The 16,360-nt window shown below is 58.2% G+C and carries 12 protein-coding genes; 3 read left to right on the top strand and 9 right to left on the bottom strand.

The genetic code is table 11. The features are described from left to right. Positions 1-2: 2 nt before the first annotated feature. From B0G52_RS14015 to B0G52_RS14005, 3 genes are all read right to left on the bottom strand, one after another. A complete protein-coding gene (locus B0G52_RS14015; protein ID WP_094045282.1) occupies positions 3-824 on the bottom strand; it encodes a carbohydrate ABC transporter permease in 822 nt (273 codons plus the stop codon). Continuing rightward, the gene (locus B0G52_RS14010; RefSeq protein ID WP_094045280.1) at positions 821-1,693 is read right to left on the bottom strand and encodes a carbohydrate ABC transporter permease; all 873 of its coding nucleotides are present in this window, start codon (positions 1,691-1,693) and stop codon (positions 821-823) included. Before B0G52_RS14010 ends, B0G52_RS14015 begins: the two co-directional genes overlap by 4 nt. An 89-nt stretch (positions 1,694-1,782) precedes the next feature. Then, positions 1,783-3,129, bottom strand: coding sequence for an ABC transporter substrate-binding protein (locus B0G52_RS14005; RefSeq protein WP_094045278.1), 1,347 nt, complete (start codon positions 3,127-3,129; stop codon positions 1,783-1,785). A gap of 190 nt (positions 3,130-3,319) precedes the next feature. Here B0G52_RS14005 and B0G52_RS14000 point away from each other — a divergent pair, with 190 nt between their 5' ends. Next, positions 3,320-5,209 carry a sensor histidine kinase gene (locus B0G52_RS14000; protein ID WP_094045276.1) on the top strand — a complete coding sequence of 630 codons (1,890 nt, stop codon included), beginning with the start codon at positions 3,320-3,322 and terminating at the stop codon, positions 5,207-5,209. 6 nt (positions 5,210-5,215) lie between these two features. Next, a complete protein-coding gene (locus tag B0G52_RS13995; protein WP_094045274.1) occupies positions 5,216-5,941 on the top strand; it encodes a response regulator transcription factor in 726 nt (241 codons plus the stop codon). A 536-nt stretch (positions 5,942-6,477) separates the two neighbouring features. Here B0G52_RS13995 and B0G52_RS13990 read toward each other — a convergent pair. The 6 genes from B0G52_RS13990 to B0G52_RS13965 form a co-directional block, all read right to left on the bottom strand. Then, a complete protein-coding gene (locus tag B0G52_RS13990; RefSeq protein ID WP_233162664.1) occupies positions 6,478-7,413 on the bottom strand; it encodes a nucleoside hydrolase in 936 nt (311 codons plus the stop codon). Between the two features lie 22 nt (positions 7,414-7,435). Continuing rightward, positions 7,436-10,117, bottom strand: coding sequence for a glycoside hydrolase family 78 protein (locus tag B0G52_RS13985; RefSeq protein ID WP_094045270.1), 2,682 nt, complete (start codon positions 10,115-10,117; stop codon positions 7,436-7,438). A gap of 96 nt (positions 10,118-10,213) precedes the next feature. Beyond that, positions 10,214-11,707, bottom strand: coding sequence for an FGGY family carbohydrate kinase (locus B0G52_RS13980; RefSeq protein WP_094045268.1), 1,494 nt, complete (start codon positions 11,705-11,707; stop codon positions 10,214-10,216). After that, a complete protein-coding gene (locus B0G52_RS13975) occupies positions 11,704-12,654 on the bottom strand; it encodes a transketolase family protein (protein WP_094045266.1) in 951 nt (316 codons plus the stop codon). The genes B0G52_RS13980 and B0G52_RS13975 overlap by 4 nt, the downstream gene beginning before the upstream one ends. Further along, the gene (locus B0G52_RS13970; protein ID WP_094045264.1) at positions 12,647-13,507 is read right to left on the bottom strand and encodes a transketolase; all 861 of its coding nucleotides are present in this window, start codon (positions 13,505-13,507) and stop codon (positions 12,647-12,649) included. Before B0G52_RS13970 ends, B0G52_RS13975 begins: the two co-directional genes overlap by 8 nt. Before the next feature lie 2 nt (positions 13,508-13,509). Further along, the gene (locus B0G52_RS13965) at positions 13,510-14,940 is read right to left on the bottom strand and encodes an L-fucose/L-arabinose isomerase family protein (protein ID WP_094045262.1); all 1,431 of its coding nucleotides are present in this window, start codon (positions 14,938-14,940) and stop codon (positions 13,510-13,512) included. A 325-nt stretch (positions 14,941-15,265) separates the two neighbouring features. Here B0G52_RS13965 and B0G52_RS13960 point away from each other — a divergent pair, with 325 nt between their 5' ends. Beyond that, positions 15,266-16,324: a LacI family DNA-binding transcriptional regulator gene (locus B0G52_RS13960; protein ID WP_094045260.1), complete on the top strand. Its 1,059-nt coding sequence runs from the start codon at positions 15,266-15,268 to the stop codon at positions 16,322-16,324. Positions 16,325-16,360: the final 36 nt, after the last annotated feature.

Below are 16,360 nucleotides of genomic sequence, written 5' to 3'. Positions count from 1 at the left end.
CTTTACCCTTTGACCGAACCGGCCGTCATGCCGGAAATAATGAATTTCTGGCCAAGCAAATAAATGACGATGACCGGAAGCGTCGTGAGCACGATGTCCGCCGACACGAGGTTCCAATTGACCTGGAAGCGCCCGAAGAAATTGTACACGGCCAACGTCATCGGCCATTTGTCCGAGTTGTTCAGAAAGTACAGCGGATGAATAAAGTCGCTCCACGAGCCCATGAAGTTCAGGATCGCCACCGTTACCAGCACCGGCGTCAGCAGCGGAATAACGACCGACAGGAACAGGCGGATCGGCGAGCAGCCGTCGACGATGCCCGCTTCGTCCAACTCGCGGGGAACGCTGCCGACGAAGCCGTAGATCAGAAACACGCTGAACGGAATGCTGGACGCCGCCAGCATCAGAATGATGCCGGTCTGCGTATTGACCAGATGCGTCCACTGCATCACCTTCATCAAGGTGACGAAGTTGGTCGGCATCGCGATTCCCATGATCAGATAGAAGTACATCGCCTTGTTCAGCCTGGTCCGGTTGCGAGAGAAGACGTAGGCGGCCAGCGAAGCGAGAAGAATGCTTCCGATCGTCGCGCCGGTCGCGTACAGCAGGCTGTTGAAGAACGATTGGATCAGCTTTCCTTCCTCGATAACGATCGAGTAGTTCGACCACTGGAACGACTTCGGCAGCGACATGTTCATTCCGTTCGCTTCGGCTTTCGTCTTCAAGGAGTTGACGGCGACGAGCAGCAGCGGAATAAACATCGTCGCGCTCAGTATCCAGGCGAACGCATTGCGCAGCGTCGGCAGCAGAACTTTGTTCATCATCGTTCGTCCCCCTCCCTCGACATCAGCCGTACGACAAAGTAGCCGAGCACCGTCATCACGACGAACAGGACGGAAGACAGCGCCGTGCCCATACCGTAATTACCCGTGGAAAACTCTTTGAAAATTGCCGTATACATGACGTCCGTCGCGTATCCCGGACCGCCGTTCGTCAATACGTACACCGCTTCGAACACCTTGAGGCCGTGCAGCAGGTTCAGCACCGTCGTGACCACGAGCGCCGGCACGATAAGAGGAATCGTAATGCGCGTCAGCTTCTGCCAGAAGTTCGCCCCGTCAATCGCGGCGGCCTCGTAATAGGTTTTGTCGATCGATTGCAAGCCGGCCAGCAAAATGATCATGATGTAGCCGACGCCCTTCCAAATATCCACGGCGATGATCGACTTGAAAGCCCAATTCAGGTCGGTCAGCCATTTCTGCGCCATAAAATCGAGCCCGATCGCCCGCAGCGATTCGTTCAGCAGTCCGCTGGCAGGATTCAAAATCGACTTGAAGATCAGGCCGACGACGAGCATCGGGACGATGGAGGGCATGAACAGCATGACGCGGTGAAGTCCCTTCGCCCGGATGCCGTCATTCAGCATAATCGCGAAGAGCAAGCCGAGCGCCGTCTTGAGCACGACCGTGCTGACCGTGAACACGAGCGTATTTTCGATGTAGCTGAGATACTTCGCTTCTCCGGAGAAGATTTTCGCCAGATTGTCGAAGCCGATGAAACGAATCTCGTCCGAGTAGCTGTTCCAGTCTGTGAACGAGTAGTAGATGCCCATAAGGCCCGGTACGACGAAAAATATCGAATAGACGACCAACGTCGCAATGCCGAAGTAAAACGGATATATGGCGCGATTCATCGCAATTTCCCTCATTTCCCTTTAGAATGAAGTTGGCAACGATCGCGTTCGCGACCATTGCCAACCCCGATTCCCGCCGGACAGGCGACTTATTTCCAGTTCGGATCCTGCGCCACCTTGGCCATCTCCGCACGGCGCTGATCGATGCTTCTGAGCACGTCGATCGGCTGAATGACGCCGGACAGCATTGCGACGATGTCCTTGCCGATGTCCATCCATTGCGGGTTCACATAGTTGACGTAGTTCTGAATGTCCGTTCCGCGCTCCGGATAGCTGTCAAACAGCTTCTGCTGTTCTGCGGTATATTTGTTCTTCAGATCCGGGAAGTTCAGGTTGGAAATCGTCGGATCGTTGTCCAGCATGAACTGCAGATTTTCCTGCTTCGTCAAGAAGTTGAAGTACTGCTTCGCTTCCTCGATGTACTTCGAGCCGGAATAGATGAATTTGCTCGGTCCGCCCGGATTGATATAGTAGATTTGATTATCCGTCAGCGGAATCGGGAAGAAGCCGATGTCCTCGATTTCGAATTCCTCGTATTCCTCCGCGATCTCCGTCGCGACGCTCTGCGCCACAAGGCTCATGCCGAATTCGCCGCTGCCCAGCTTGGCTACCGTGTCGGAGCCGGTATCGGAAAGCGTGTTGTCCCCGAAGAAATCCAGATCGTACATTTCCTTCAGCTGCGTCAAGGAATCGAGCATGACCTGGCTGTCGACGAATTTCTTCTTGTTCTCGTTCAGATCGTCGTACAAATTCGGCTCGAGCTTATCGTAGTTCGGTCCGGGCTCGGAGAACCACAGCACATGGTGCCAGCCGTCGGCGATCGGCTCGTAGATCGGCGTAACGCCGGACTGCTGGATTTTCAGCGCCGCGTTCTTAAACTCCTCGTACGTTTTCGGGATTTCCAGGCCCAGCTCGTTGAACAGCTTCTTGTTATATCCGACCACGAAGCTGCTGTAAGTGTCCCAGATCGTAAGCGCATACACTTTGCCGTTGGCGGTAAGCTGCTCTATGGACAGCGGATCTTCGCGCTTCACCCATTCCTGGTCGCTCAGGTCGACGGCGTTCTTCTCGACGTTGTAGTTCATCGTGATTTCGCTGTAGCCGCTCTGTCCTCCGAAAATGTCCGGGCCTTCGCCCGCGTTCAGCTTCGTCTTCAGCACGTTGAAATATTGGTCGGAAGGCACGATCTGAAAATCGATTTTAATGCCCGTCTCCTCTTCGAACTTCTTCGCCAGCTCCATCTCGGAATCTTTGATCCAGCCCTGGCTCGCCATGTAGGTCAGCGTCACGTTCTTCTTGCTTCCGCCTTGCTCGGAAGCTCCGCTCGAGGCCGACGGCGATGCGCTGCCGCCCTTGTCGTTGTTGCCGCCGCATCCGGCCAGCACGGCCGTCATCGCGACGAATACGGAAAGTAAAGTCATCGTCCACTTTTTCATTCGAATAGTCCCCCTGTTCGTTTACGGCTAGTTCATCCATGGATGATACTTTAAGTATAGTGGGCTGATTTTTTTCCTCCATAGAATAATCGGTCCTAAACTTGTCTAAATTTAACCGCTTACATTCGAAAGATGTTGAGGTATAATTTAACTACGTTTAGTTCAGTTTAGCAACAAGGAGTACGAGAGCATGTTCAAAAGTATGAAAACAGCTTTGTTCCTGACGTATTCCTCCATTATCCTGATCGTATTCGCGACGTTCGTTCTCTTCTTCTATTCCTGGACGACCAATCAGCTGAGGGGACAGGCCATGAGCACGCTGGAAAGCTTCGGCGTCTCGATCCGCGACCAGCTCGTTCAGCAGATCGAGCAGCTTAATCGGGTTTCCCTGAACGTCATGTACTCCAATCTGGTTAAAGAGCGCTTCGCCAGTTACATGTCCGAAGTCAGAGCGCCGGACGGCAACGAGACGGTCCAAACGACCCCGGCGCCCGATACCGGCGCGAATTCCGCCGTACAGCAGCAGCGCATTCGGCAGAACGACGACGCCAAGGTGCTGACGGACGCACTGACCGCCATTATCGGACCTTCCCGGCTGGTCGAGCAAATTTACCTGTACTCTTTTAACGGCCGTTACTACGGAACCGGCTTCGACAACCGGGAACAAGCCTACGCCCCGGAGGACAAGCCGTTTATCGAGCAATTGCTGCAGCGGCAGCCCGGCAAGCTCGTCTCCGATCCGAACCTGGATTTGCAGCTGTCCAAGTATTATTCTTCCGCAGTCGGAAAGTACTCCATCTCGCTCTACCGGCTGCTGTACGACGAATACAATGTGCCGATCGGGGCCATTGAAGTGAAGCAGTACGCGCACCGCATTTTTGCAAGCGCTGCCGATTTCGAAAGCAACAATCCGTACAACGGCCATATTTACGTGCTTAATCGGGACGGCGGGGTCATCTACCCGTTCGAGCACGACGGCAAGCGGAACGAAGCGTTCCGCAGCCTGGTCGCCCCTATGGACAAGAGCGCGGACCTGTACAGCAGCTTTCCTTTCACCGATCCCGTCACCGGGGAGAAGCAGCTGTTGTCGCTGCACTATTCCGAATCGACGGGCTGGTATACGATTCTGACGACGTCGGAAAGCGACCTGTTCCAGCCGCTCAGGAAATTTACGTTTTTGCTGTTCGGAACCGCCTTCGTGCTTCTTGCGCTCGGCATCGGCCTCAGCTTCTATGCGGCCAACAAGATCACGTTTCCGATCTACCGGATTCGGCGCGCGGTGCGCAACTTCTCGTTCGAGCATATCGGGTCCAACATTATCGCCCAGCAGAAAATGAAAAGCGGTTTCATCGAGTTGGACGAGCTGCACGACGCGTTCCAGAGCATGAGCGAGCGGTTGAAGCAGTCGCTGGACCACCTGCTGCTGGCCGAGGCCCAGAGCCTGCAAGCGCAGCTCAACGCCTTGCAGTCGCAGATGAATCCGCACTTCCTGTACAATACGCTGGCCAATCTTCAGGAAATGGCCGAACAGCGGATGAACGAGCCGCTGATCGCGACGATCGAGCATATGTCGGACTTCCTGCGGTACATTACCTCCAAGGAGCGGCAGGTGCCGCTGGGGGACGAGTTGACGAACACGATCAATTATTTGGAAATCAATAAGATCCGCTTCGGCGAGCGGCTGACTTACCGAGTTGACGTGCCGGAGGAGCTGCTGACGCAGATGGTGCCCAAGCTGGCCGTGCAGCCGCTGGTCGAAAACAGCATTAAATTCGGCACCTCCCACGCTCCGCCCTGGCGGATCGACATCGTCGGCGCCTTGGACGACGCCAGCTGGCAAATCGAAGTGAGGGACTATGGCGGCGGCTTCGAGCCGGACAAGCTGGCCCAGCTTCATGACAAGATGGCCCTGCTGGAGAAGGAAAGCAGCCTCCCGACGCTGGAGCTGAACGGCATGGGCCTGCTCAACATTTATTTAAGATTGAATCTGATTTACGGCGAGCGCAAAATTTTCGAAGTTCGTAACCTTCCGGAGGGCGGCGCGTCCGTGCGCATCGGAGGGCTGCTGCACAAGGAGTGATTCGGCATGCGTGACATTAAATATTCGACGGTGATCGCCGAGGACGAGGATCTGATCCGCAGCGGCCTGATCCGCAAAATCGAGCAAAGCGGGCAAAGCTTCTCCGTCATCGGAGAAGCCACGCACGGCGAGGAAGCGTTGGAGCTGGTCAGACGAATGCAGCCCCAGCTGCTTATCACGGACATTCGCATGCCTGTGATGGACGGGCTGAAGCTGATCGAAGAAGTGCATAAATATTATCCGCGCACCGCGGTCATTATCGCCAGCGGGTACGCCGATTTCGAATATGCCCGGCAGGCGATGAAGTTCAACGTCAAGCACTATCTGCTGAAGCCGGTCAAGCAGCAGGACCTCGCGGACGTACTGGACGACGTTCGGGCGCAGCTGTCGAAGGAGCCCATCGTCGAAGCCAACGATATCGAGAAAACGGTACAGCGCGTTCAGCAGTATTTGCGGGAAAATTTTCACGAGGAGATCAGCCTGGAGCAGCTCGCGAAGCAGTTCAACTTCTCCTCCGCGTATTTAAGCAAGATTTTCTTGAAGCACGCCGGCGAAGCGCCTTCGAAATACATCGCCACGCTGCGGATCAACGAAGCGAAGCGCCTGCTCAAGCAGCGCAAGGACTTGCCGGTCAAAACGGTCGGCGAGCAGGTCGGCTATGCCGATCCGTTTTATTTCAGCCGCATCTTCAAGCAGGCGACCGGCATGACTCCCCGCGAATATCAGAAATGAACGCGGCGTGGGGTGCTGGGCCCGGGGCCTGAAGGCGTGTGATAGGCGTGCCGGGCGAGCTTATTGCCCTGGGCTGGGTCTGGAGGCGTGTGATATGCTCGCCCGGCACGCTTATTCGCCTGGGCTTAGCCCGGGGACGTGTGATATGCTCGCCGGGCGAGCTTACCAGCCGGGGCCAGGCTCGAAGGCGCGTGATAAGCTCGCCGAGCGAGCTTACCGGCCGGGGCCGGGCCTGGAGGCGAGTGATAGGCGCGCCGGGCGAGCTTATTGGCCTGGGCTCGATCTTTACGGCACAGCCCCTTCACGCGAACGGGGCTGTCCCATAAGTAGGGACGTACGAGATTATCGATGAAAAAGAAGGGCATCTATCTCCTGGAGACTGCCTCATACGGTCCTGAAATTACCTCTTAACGGGTTTACTGTTCCCATTTCAGGATCGTATAGCATCGGAGGGAGATAGATGCCCATTACCATTCACCTATCGATAATTGTTCGGTACGTCTCTTTTACTTTTGGAACAGCCCCATTCGTTATTCCTATTTGCCCCTACCGGAACCTTTCAACTCGTGAAAAAGCTGAAGCTTCGCGTACAGATCCTCCAGAATAAACCGGGAGTCGACGCTTGTGTACACTCGAATCGGCCTGCGCGTCCCGGAATGGGCGTAGCTCATATCCTCTCCGATTTCCGGCGCGGGCCGAAGCTCGTAATCGAAGTTCTGATCGTCGATCAGCAGGGATACCGCCGGAGAATCGCCCAAATTCCACGACTCCCCGGGAGGCCAGCTCAGCGAATGAATCGGCAGCACGTTGAATTCCTCCAGCTGCCGGAACAGATACTCTCCGATTTCCCCCCACGGCCTCACCTTGACCGCAAGTTCCGCGAGCGAGACGCGCGGCATTTTGTAGACGTCCCTCGGAACCTGCCAGAGGGGAATGTCGGACCCGAACACGAGGTCCGCCGCGGCGATGTCGTTGCCCAGATTGAACTCCTCTCCGCCGTGCGGATAAGCGCCGGCGCCGATCCAGATGGCGGTCAGCCTTCCGGCGATTTCGGGCTTGGCCTTGTAGGCCGCGGCAAGGTCGGTAATCGCGCCGAGGAAGATTGCGAACAGCGGCTCCTGCGCGTCGTCGCGCATCGCTTCGTCGATGATGAATTGCGCGCCTTCGCTGACGATCGGGGCATCGGGGTCCAACCGCCCCACGGAGCCCCGGTAAACGGGGTAATCCCCGCTCATGTCCATCAGCTCGAGAATCCGCTTAATTTCGTCGAAGGACTGCTCCATCGACTTGTCCGTGCGGTGCGTACCGAAATGCGTTGCGACGAAGCCGCGAATGTTCAGCTTCGGCGTCAGCAGCGCCTGCACGATTGCATACTGGTCGTCCGCCTCGTTCGCCGCATCGGTGTTGACGATGACGCGCACGCGTTTGTTCGCCGGAACCCGATAAGGAAACTGTTCGAAAATAGCGTTCACCTTCATTTCCCCTTCCCTTTTATCAGATATTTTCAAGGACGCTCTCGAACAGGTATTCGCCCGAACCGACTTCGAACGCGGCGGCGCCTGCCGTACGGTCGGCCAGCTTCCAGCCTTGCGCGGATGCCGCTTCATCGACGGACTGGCCGTCTACGCGGAACCCGCCGCCCGGAACAATTACCGTCGCCGTGGTGTTCGCCGGAATGCGCACAGAAAGCCGGAAGCTTCCGTCAGGCGATCGTTTCCACTCGGTTGTTACAAGGCCGTGCAGAGACTCATACTCGGCCTTCGCCTCGTTGATTTTTCCTCCCGGCTGCGGACGTACGATCGTATGGCGGAAGCCCGGTTGGCCGGGATCGGCCTCGATGCCCGCCATACAGCGGAACATCCACTCGCCGACGGAGCCGAGCGAGTAGTGGTTAAACGAGTTCATCGACGGCGTCTGGAAGCCGTTGTGCTCGGTCCAGCCGTCCCAGCGCTCCCAAATCGTCGTCGCCCCGTGCTTGATCGAATACATCCAGGACGGGAAAGCCTCCTGCGTAAGAAGCGTATACGCGACGTCGAGCCGTCCGCTGTCGGTCAGCGCGGGAAGCAGGTACCCGACGCCGAGGAAGCCGGTCGACAGTCGGTCGCCCCGTTCGCGGATGTTGGCCGTGAGATGGGCGATCGCCTTGTCGCGAAGCTCGCCTTCCAGAAGACCGAACTGCAAAGCCAGCACGTAGACGGTTTGCGTCTCACCGTGAATGCGTCCCTCTTCATTGACGAAGGCGCGGCGGAATGCGGCAGCGATATCGGCGAACAGCTTCCCGTAGCGGGATTCGTCGTCTGCGTTGCCCAGTACTCCGGCAATGCGCGACAGCAGCTTCGTACTGTAGGCGAAGTAAGCGGTCGCCAGCACCTCGTTCGGCGTATCGGCGTCGATCGACAGCCAGTCGCCGTAGTTGGCGTAGTTCGGGCGGACCAGTCCGTCCGTGTTGGCCTTCAAATATTCGACCCAGCGCGTCATCGCGTCATAATGGGTTTCCAGAATGCGGGTATCCCCGTACATCAGGTACAGCGTCCAAGGAATGACGACGCCCGCGTCTCCCCAGCCCGCATTGTCCGGCGCGAACCAGTTGAGCCGGGTATTCCACATTTTGTGACGAATCCATCCGGCGTCCGGGGCCACGTCCGTGAAGGCGCCCGACGGCTGCTGCGCATCGATCATGTCCCACATAAACTTGGTGAAGAAACGGGATACGTCCATGTTGTAGGAAGCCGTTCGGGCAAAAATCTGAGCATCCCCGGTCCAGCCGAGGCGCTCGTCCCGCTGCGGGCAATCCGTCGGGACGGACAGGAAGTTGCCCCTCTGGCCCCATACGATGTTCGAATACAGCTTGTTGACCATCTCGTCGTCCGTCTCCAGCCGCCCGTTGCGCGGCGTATCGGAATGAACGACCTTGCCGACGATCGTATCGAGATCCGCCTCGCCGGGATACCCGATCAGCTCGACATAGCGGAAGCCATGGAACGTAAAGCGCGGCTCGTAGCTTTCCAGGCCTTCGCCCTTCAATATATAATGATCCTGCTGTACGGCGACCCTCAGGTTATCCAAATACAGCGAGCCGTCCGGGTTGAGCATTTCGGCATGGCTCAGCGTAATCTTCCGTCCCCGCGCACCGCGAACCTTCACTTCCGTCCAGCCGACCATATTTTGTCCCATATCGTAAATGTAGGTTCCCGCTTCCGTGCGGCGCACGGAAATCGGCCTCATCGTCTGGGTGATGCGCACCGGGGGCTCAAGCGAGGCGGTCAGCAGACCGTTGTAGCCCGGACGGACATCCGGCTGCTCCCAGCCCGAATCGTCGTAGCCGGGCCGATCCCAGCCGTCCAGCTCCAGCCGCGCGTCATACGCTTCGCCCTTGATCATGTCGGAATACAGAAGCGGCCCCCGGGTCGTGCGCCAGGACGAATCCGTCGCGACGATGCGCTTGGTGCCGTCGGCCAACTCAATATGAAGCTGCAGCAGGAAAAAAGGCCGCTCCCCGTACACCTTGCTGCCCAGGAAGCCGACGGTTCCGCAGTACCAGCCGTCTCCGAGTACGGCTCCGACCGCGTTATCCCCTTCGGTCAGAAGAGGCGTCACGTCGTAGGTCTGCACCTGCACCCGCTTGTCGTAATCGGTAAAGCCCGGCGCGAACAAATCGCCGACCTTCTCGCCGTTTACCCGAAGCTCGTACAGTCCCAGCGCCGTGGCGTAGACGGTCGCTCTCGCCACTTGGCCGTCGACGGCGAACGACTTGCGCACGAACGGAGACGGCTGCATGCCCACGTTAGGCTCCGTTTTGCGGCCGATCCACCCTGCCTTCCATTCGCCGCGATCGAGCAGCCCCATCGTCCAGAACGCCGTCTCGCTCCATGCCGACGGCCGGCCCTGCCCGTCCCAAACCTGAACCTTCCAATAATAACGTCCTTCGGAGACGAGCGGCTTTCCTTCGTAAACAATATGAATCGAGCGGTCCGATTCCACCTTGCCGGAATCCCACCGATCTCCCTCTTCGCGATCCAGCGCTTCCTTCGAGGAAGCCACCAGCACGCGATACGCGCTCTGCGAAGCTCCCCGCTCCTCCGACTCCAGACGCCAGAAGAGCCTCGGCTTCTTCTCGTCTAGTCCAAGCGGATTTTCGACGTATTCCGTTTTTAATTGGACGACTCGCAACGACATCGGTGATTCCTCCATATCTTCTAGATGATTTGATGACGGACCGCATTCGGTCCTCAGAACGCGATCTGCCGCAGCCCCAGCCCGCCCGACAGAGCTTCAGTCTGCCCGCGAAGCTTGCTCGGCCGCAAGCACAGCCGTCACCGCCGCTTGCCAGCCCCGGTTCAGACGCTCGCGCGTCTCTGGGTCCATGCTCGGCGAATAGCTTTTATTTTTGCGATAAAATGAAAACAACTCGTCCCGGTCCCACCATCCGAGCGCCAGCCCTCCCATGTAGGCGGAACCGAGCGCGGACAGTTCGGCCGCGTCGGAACGAACGACTTCCGCATCCAACAGGTCTGCCTGGAAACGCATCAGCAGCTCGTTGGCGGTAGCCCCTCCGTCGACGCGCAGCTCTCGCAGCGGCAAACCGGTCTCCGCCGACAGCAAACGCACCGCGTCCGCCACCTGATAGGCAATGCTCTCAAGCGCGGCGCGCAGCAGATGGCGCCGGTCCGACGAACGATTGAGGCCGATAATGGCCGCTCGGGCTCGGGCATTCCAATGCGGAGCGCCGAGACCGACGAAAGCCGGTACCAGGTAGACTCCTCCCGTATCGCCGACTTCCTCTGCAGCCGCTTCCAACTCGGCGTAATCCCGGAACAAGCCGAGTTCGTTGCGTACCCAATTCAGACAGTCCCCGGTCGAGCGAATTACGCCCTCCAGCGCGTATTCCACCCGGCCGCCGATTCCCCAGGCCACCGCCGTCACCAGCCCGTGTCCCGCCTTGATCGGCTCGTCTCCGGTATGCATCAGCACAGACGTTCCGGTGCCGTAAGTCCCTTTGGCCATACCCGGCCGCGTGCACTGCTGACCGAACAGCGCGGCCTGCGAATCTCCGATGACGCCGACGATCGGCTTCGGAGACGGAAACAGCTCCGGCTCGGCCGTCATGCCGTATGCGGCGTCGCTGTCCCTCACTTCCGGCAGCAGCGACAGCGGAATGCCGAAGGCGTCCGCAAGCTCTTCATCCCATCTCAGCGTATGGATGTTGAACAGCTGCGTCCGGCTCGCGTTCGTGTAATCGGTTGCATGTACTTGACCGCCCGTCAGCTTCCAGATCAGCCAGCTGTCGACCGTACCTGCGGCCAGTCGCTCGATCGGAATGCCGGCCGACGCATGCTCCAGCAGCCAGCTCCATTTTCCTGCCGAGAAATAAGGGTCCAGCGGCAGGCCGGTCTTCGCCGCGACCAGCGGCTCCAGCCCTTCCCGCTTCATTCGCTCGCACCAATCGGCGGAGCGCCGGCACTGCCAGACGATCGCATTGGCGATCGGCAGGCCGGTCTCGCGGTCCCAGATCAGCGCCGTCTCGCGCTGATTCGTAATCGTCAGCGCCGCGACGGCTTCCGGGCCGATGCCGGCGTTCTCCATGACTCCGCGAATGGCGCCTTTAACGTTATCATACAGTTCAAGCGGATCATGTTCCACCCAGCCGTCCCGCGGATAGATCTGCCGATGCGCGAGCGAGCAGCGATGCCGGATGCGCCCTTCCCGGTCGATCAGCACCGCTTTCGTGCCGGCCGTGCTCTGATCTACGGTAAGCAGATAGCTCATCGCATCTTCACGCTCGCCAATCGCTCGGCAAGCTCCTTGACATTCTCCGCGGACAGGCCGTAATGGCGAAACACCTCGGCCGTCTTGCCGGCGATCGCGGGCTCGTCGGGAATGCCGAGAATCTTGAGCGGAACCGGACAATGCTGGGACGTCACTTCGGCGACCGCGGCGCCGAGGCCGCCGTATACGCTGTGCTCCTCGAGCGTGACGATCGCGCCCGTCTCTTCGGCGGCGGCGACGATCGCTTCGGTGTCCAGAGGCTTGATCGTGTGCATGTTCAACACCCGCGCCTGAATTCCGCTTTGCTCCAGCAGCTTCGCGGCATCCAGAGCGATGCGCACCGTTTCTCCCGCGGCGATCAGCGTCAGATCGCTGCCGTCCTTCAGGCGAACGGCTTGGCCGAGCACGAACTCGCGATCGTCGTCCTCCTCGTATACGTCCTCGACCGGATTCCGTCCGATGCGCACGTATACGCCGCCTTCGTATTCGGCGATGGCGCGGGTCATTTTCTTCGTCTCATGGCGATCCGCCGGCAGCACGACGGCCAGACCGGGAATCGCCCGCGTTACGGCAATATCCTGAACCGAGTGATGCGACATGCCGAGCGCTCCGTACGAGATGCCGCCGCTAATGCCGATCAGCTTGACGTTCGTATTAGAGTAAGCGACGTCCACCTTGATCTGCTCGATGCTCCGCATGCTCAGGAAACAGGCTGGCGAAGTCACGAACGGCGTTTTACCGCTGTGCGCCAAGCCCGCCGCGATGCCGACGATGTTTTGCTCCGCGATGCCCGTCTCCACGAATTGCTCGGGAAACCGCTTCGCGAACGGCGCCATTGCCGCCGAGCCCCGCGAGTCGCTTGCCAGCACCATGATGTCGCGGCTGTTTTCCGCCAGTTCCAGCAGCGTTTCGCACATCGCCTGGCGGTTCGGAATCGTATTAGGCATGAGTCCCGCTCCTTTCCTGTTCATCTGCAAGCGCGGCCAGCTCGGCGTCGAGCTCCTCATGCGCCTGCTTCAGCTGCTCGTCGTTGGGAACGTGATGGTGCCATTCCGGTTTGTTTTCCGCAAAAGAAACGCCCTTGCCCTTGATGGTGTTGGCCAGCAGCAGCGTTGGCTTGCCGGATACCTCCGGCACGGAGTTGAACGCCTTCAGCAGCTCGCCGTAATCGTGGCCGTCCACGGTGACGACATGCCAGCCGAACGCTTCCCATTTTCGGTCCAACGGCTCCAACGCCATAACGTCCTCCGTGCTCCCGCTGATCTGCAACCGATTGCGGTCGATGATGCCGACGAGATTGTCCAGCTTGTAGTGAGCACCCGCCATCGCCGCCTCCCAGACCGAGCCTTCGGCCTGCTCCCCGTCGCCCATCAGGCAATAGACGCGGTACGGATTGCCGTCCCGCTTGGCAGCCAGCGCCATTCCGACAGACACCGCCAGACCGTGACCGAGCGCTCCCGTGTTCATCTCGACGCCAGGCACCTTGTTGTTCGGATGTCCGATCAATCTCGTGCCGAACTGGCTGAACGTGGACAGCTCCTCTTTCGGAAAATAGCCGAGGTCGGCCAAAATGCACCAGAGAGATTCGACGCAGTGCCCTTTGCTCGCCACAAAACGGTCCCGCTCCGGAAGCTTCGGACGATTCGGATCGTGCTTCATTACTTCATAATAAAGGGCGGTCAAAATGTCGGTATTGCTGAGCGAGCCTCCGGTGTGCCCGCCTTTCGCCGCATGGATCATCGTCATCAGCTCTTTGCGGATTTGCAGCGATTTGCGCTTCAGTTCCAGTATGCTTGCCATAGTTACACGCTCCCTCTCAGCCAAGCGCGGATTTGATCCTCCGTCGGATCGACCGGGTCCGGCGTAAGGCCGGGAATGTATTGGCAGGCCTCGTAAAGCGCCGGGATGACGTTGGCGTGTATGCCGACGGAATGGTGCACGTACGGGCCTTTCACCAGCTTTTCCTCCCACAGCGGCCAATCGTTAACCTCCACCCAGACGTAAGAACCGCGCGTATACGGACCCGTGATGCCTTTCGCCTTGCCGAGGAACAACTGATACTCGCCGTTATCGCCGTCGAAACGGGCAATCGTCATGCTGCCGCCGCGGATTTCTCCTTCGTGGGTGCCCGGGGCATGATCGTCGAACAAAAAGTGCTTGCGCATTTTCGGCTTGTTCTCCACACTGAGCGACACGGGAAAATTGCCGCAATGGAACAGCAGCTCTCCGTTGTCGTTCTCCGGGTGGCGGACCGTAATATCGGCGAAAAAGGTCGGAGCCTCGTTCATCGCGGCCGCCTGCACCATCACCGACGTGATCGCACCGTGGATGTCGGTCTCGCAAGTGACCGGAATTTGCTCATCGGTCAAAATCGCGTTGGCTAGGCACGGCATAATGCCGATCGCGTCCTGCAGAGCGGACCAGCATTGAATCGCGATCGCGGTGCTGCCGGAGTCGACCGCCAGCTTCTTCATCGCGACTTTAAGCGCGGCCACCCGCTTGACGTCGTCGTCCGTCACCTCAGAGATATCCAGCTTGTCGCGAATGTATTGGATCGCCTCCGTCAGCTCGGAACCTCCGGACTTCTCGGCCTTCTTCGCCGCGTTCGTAATATCCACCAGCGTAATCGGGTGCAGCTCGATACCGAACCGCTCCAGCAGCTCGCCTTCGTTGCACATCATCGTCCAGAAGGAAGTCGGCCGCGGCCCGATCTGCAAAATTCTCAAGCTGCGGAAATGACGCACCACGTTGGCCGCCGCCACGAAATTTTTGAAGCCGCGCTCGAACACCGGATCGTCCAATCGACTGTTCGTCACGTATGTGAACGGCGTCCGGAAGCGGCGCAGCACCTTGCCCGTCGCGAACAGGCCGCACTGCGTATCGCGAAGGCGCATTCCGTCCTCCAGCGGCGCTTCATCCCGCGGCCCCCACAGCAGCACCGGCTTGCCGAGCGCCTTGGCAACCCGGGCTACCGTATCCTCCGTCCCGAAGTTGCAATGAGGAAAAAAAACCGCGTCAACCTTCTCCTTGAGCAGATGCTCCGCGATTGCCTCCGCCCCGATCCGGTCGTCGTACAGCAGCCCCTCCGAATTGAGCCCCTCCAAATCGACGATATCGATGTCCATTCCGAAGGAGTCCATCTTTTCGCGGATCTGCACCTTGTACTTAAAAGCGTCTTCCGCGCTGAACGTGAACCTCCGCGTCGGAGCATACCCCAGCTTCAGCTTTTTCATGTTGCTCTCTCCCTTGTGAAATCGGCTTATCGAATCTACCTGCCTCAACGGACTCGCGTATACACTAAATTTAACTAAACAAAATCAGTCCATCGACTAAACAAGCATTAGAAAAACGGTAATCCCACTAACTCACACCCCCATCCTATCACCGCGATATTAGGGAGTCAACTAAAATTTAGTGTTAGTTTAGTCATTTTAACTGGATTATTGTGATTGTTTAGTTTGAATGTTGTACAAAACGAGAAAACAGTAGTAAACTAAACTCAACTCAACAGCTTCGACATCTTCAGCTTAATATCCGAAATAGAACGGAGAAATTCCGATGAAAATGGAAGATATCGCGAAAATCGCGCAAGTTTCGAAATCGGCCGTCTCTTTGGCGCTCAGCGGCAAGCCCGGCATCGGCAGCGAGACGAGGGAAAGAATATTGCGCATTGCCCGGGAAATGGGGTACAACGTCAAACCGAGAAACTCGACGGCCCCGTCCGATAAAACCTCCAAATCGATTTTGTTTCTGGTCATCACCAATCTGGGAATCGTGCTTGAGGAGTACTACCAGCAGCCTTTTTTCCGCGAATTGATTCATTTCGTCGAAGAACGCTGCCGTTCCAAAGGGTATTCCGTTATGTTCTCATCCGTGGATATGGAGCAGTTCGAGCATAACGTTCGTGCCATTGCCGAGGAACATCGCAGCAACGGGGTTATTTTGCTGGGGACCAATCTAGGGAAAGAGCAGATCGCAGCCGCCGCGGATCGTCTCCCTCAGCTCGTGGTTCTGGACACTTGCTACGATACGCTGCCGATTCACTTCGTCGAAATCAACAATGCAATGGGAGCTTACCAAGCGGGAGCGCACTTGTGCGAGCTGGGCCACAAGGACATCGGCTATGTCGCTTCCAACGTGCGGATTCACAACTTCGAGGAGCGTAAATCGGGGTTCCTTGCCGCGCTTCGGGAGAGAGGTTTGGAGGTCGCGCCGAGCCGAACGTTCGCGGTCGCGCCGACGCTGCTTTCTTCACAAGAATCGATGCGCCAGCAGCTCGAAGCTTGCATTCGGTCGGAGGGCCGGCTGCCTACGGCTCTCTTCTGCGAGTGCGACTATATCGCCATCAGCGCCATGAAGACGCTGGCCGAGCTCGGCTATCGCGTCCCGGAGGACATTTCCGTCATCGGCTTCGACAACATCAACGAATCCGTCATCGTCACGCCTGAGCTGACGACCATCCATGTCGAGAAGGAAAAGATGGCCAGGCTCGCCGTCGACCTGCTGACGGATCCGGCCGAGCACGGCTCCGACGCCCGGATGAAAATCCGCGTCGACACCCGTTTCGTCGAACGCCTGTCCACCGCCTCTCCGGCGTCTGTCCTCCGGACCGTTTGAGTCTTGGAGCGGTTGACTTTTTTCGCCGCCGCAATA

Source organism: Cohnella sp. SGD-V74 (genome assembly GCF_003001675.1).
Taxonomy (GTDB): Bacteria; Bacillota; Bacilli; order Paenibacillales; family Paenibacillaceae; genus Cohnella.
The sequence above is the reverse complement of the archived record's forward strand: the minus strand, read 5'-3'. Positions and strand labels throughout refer to the sequence as shown.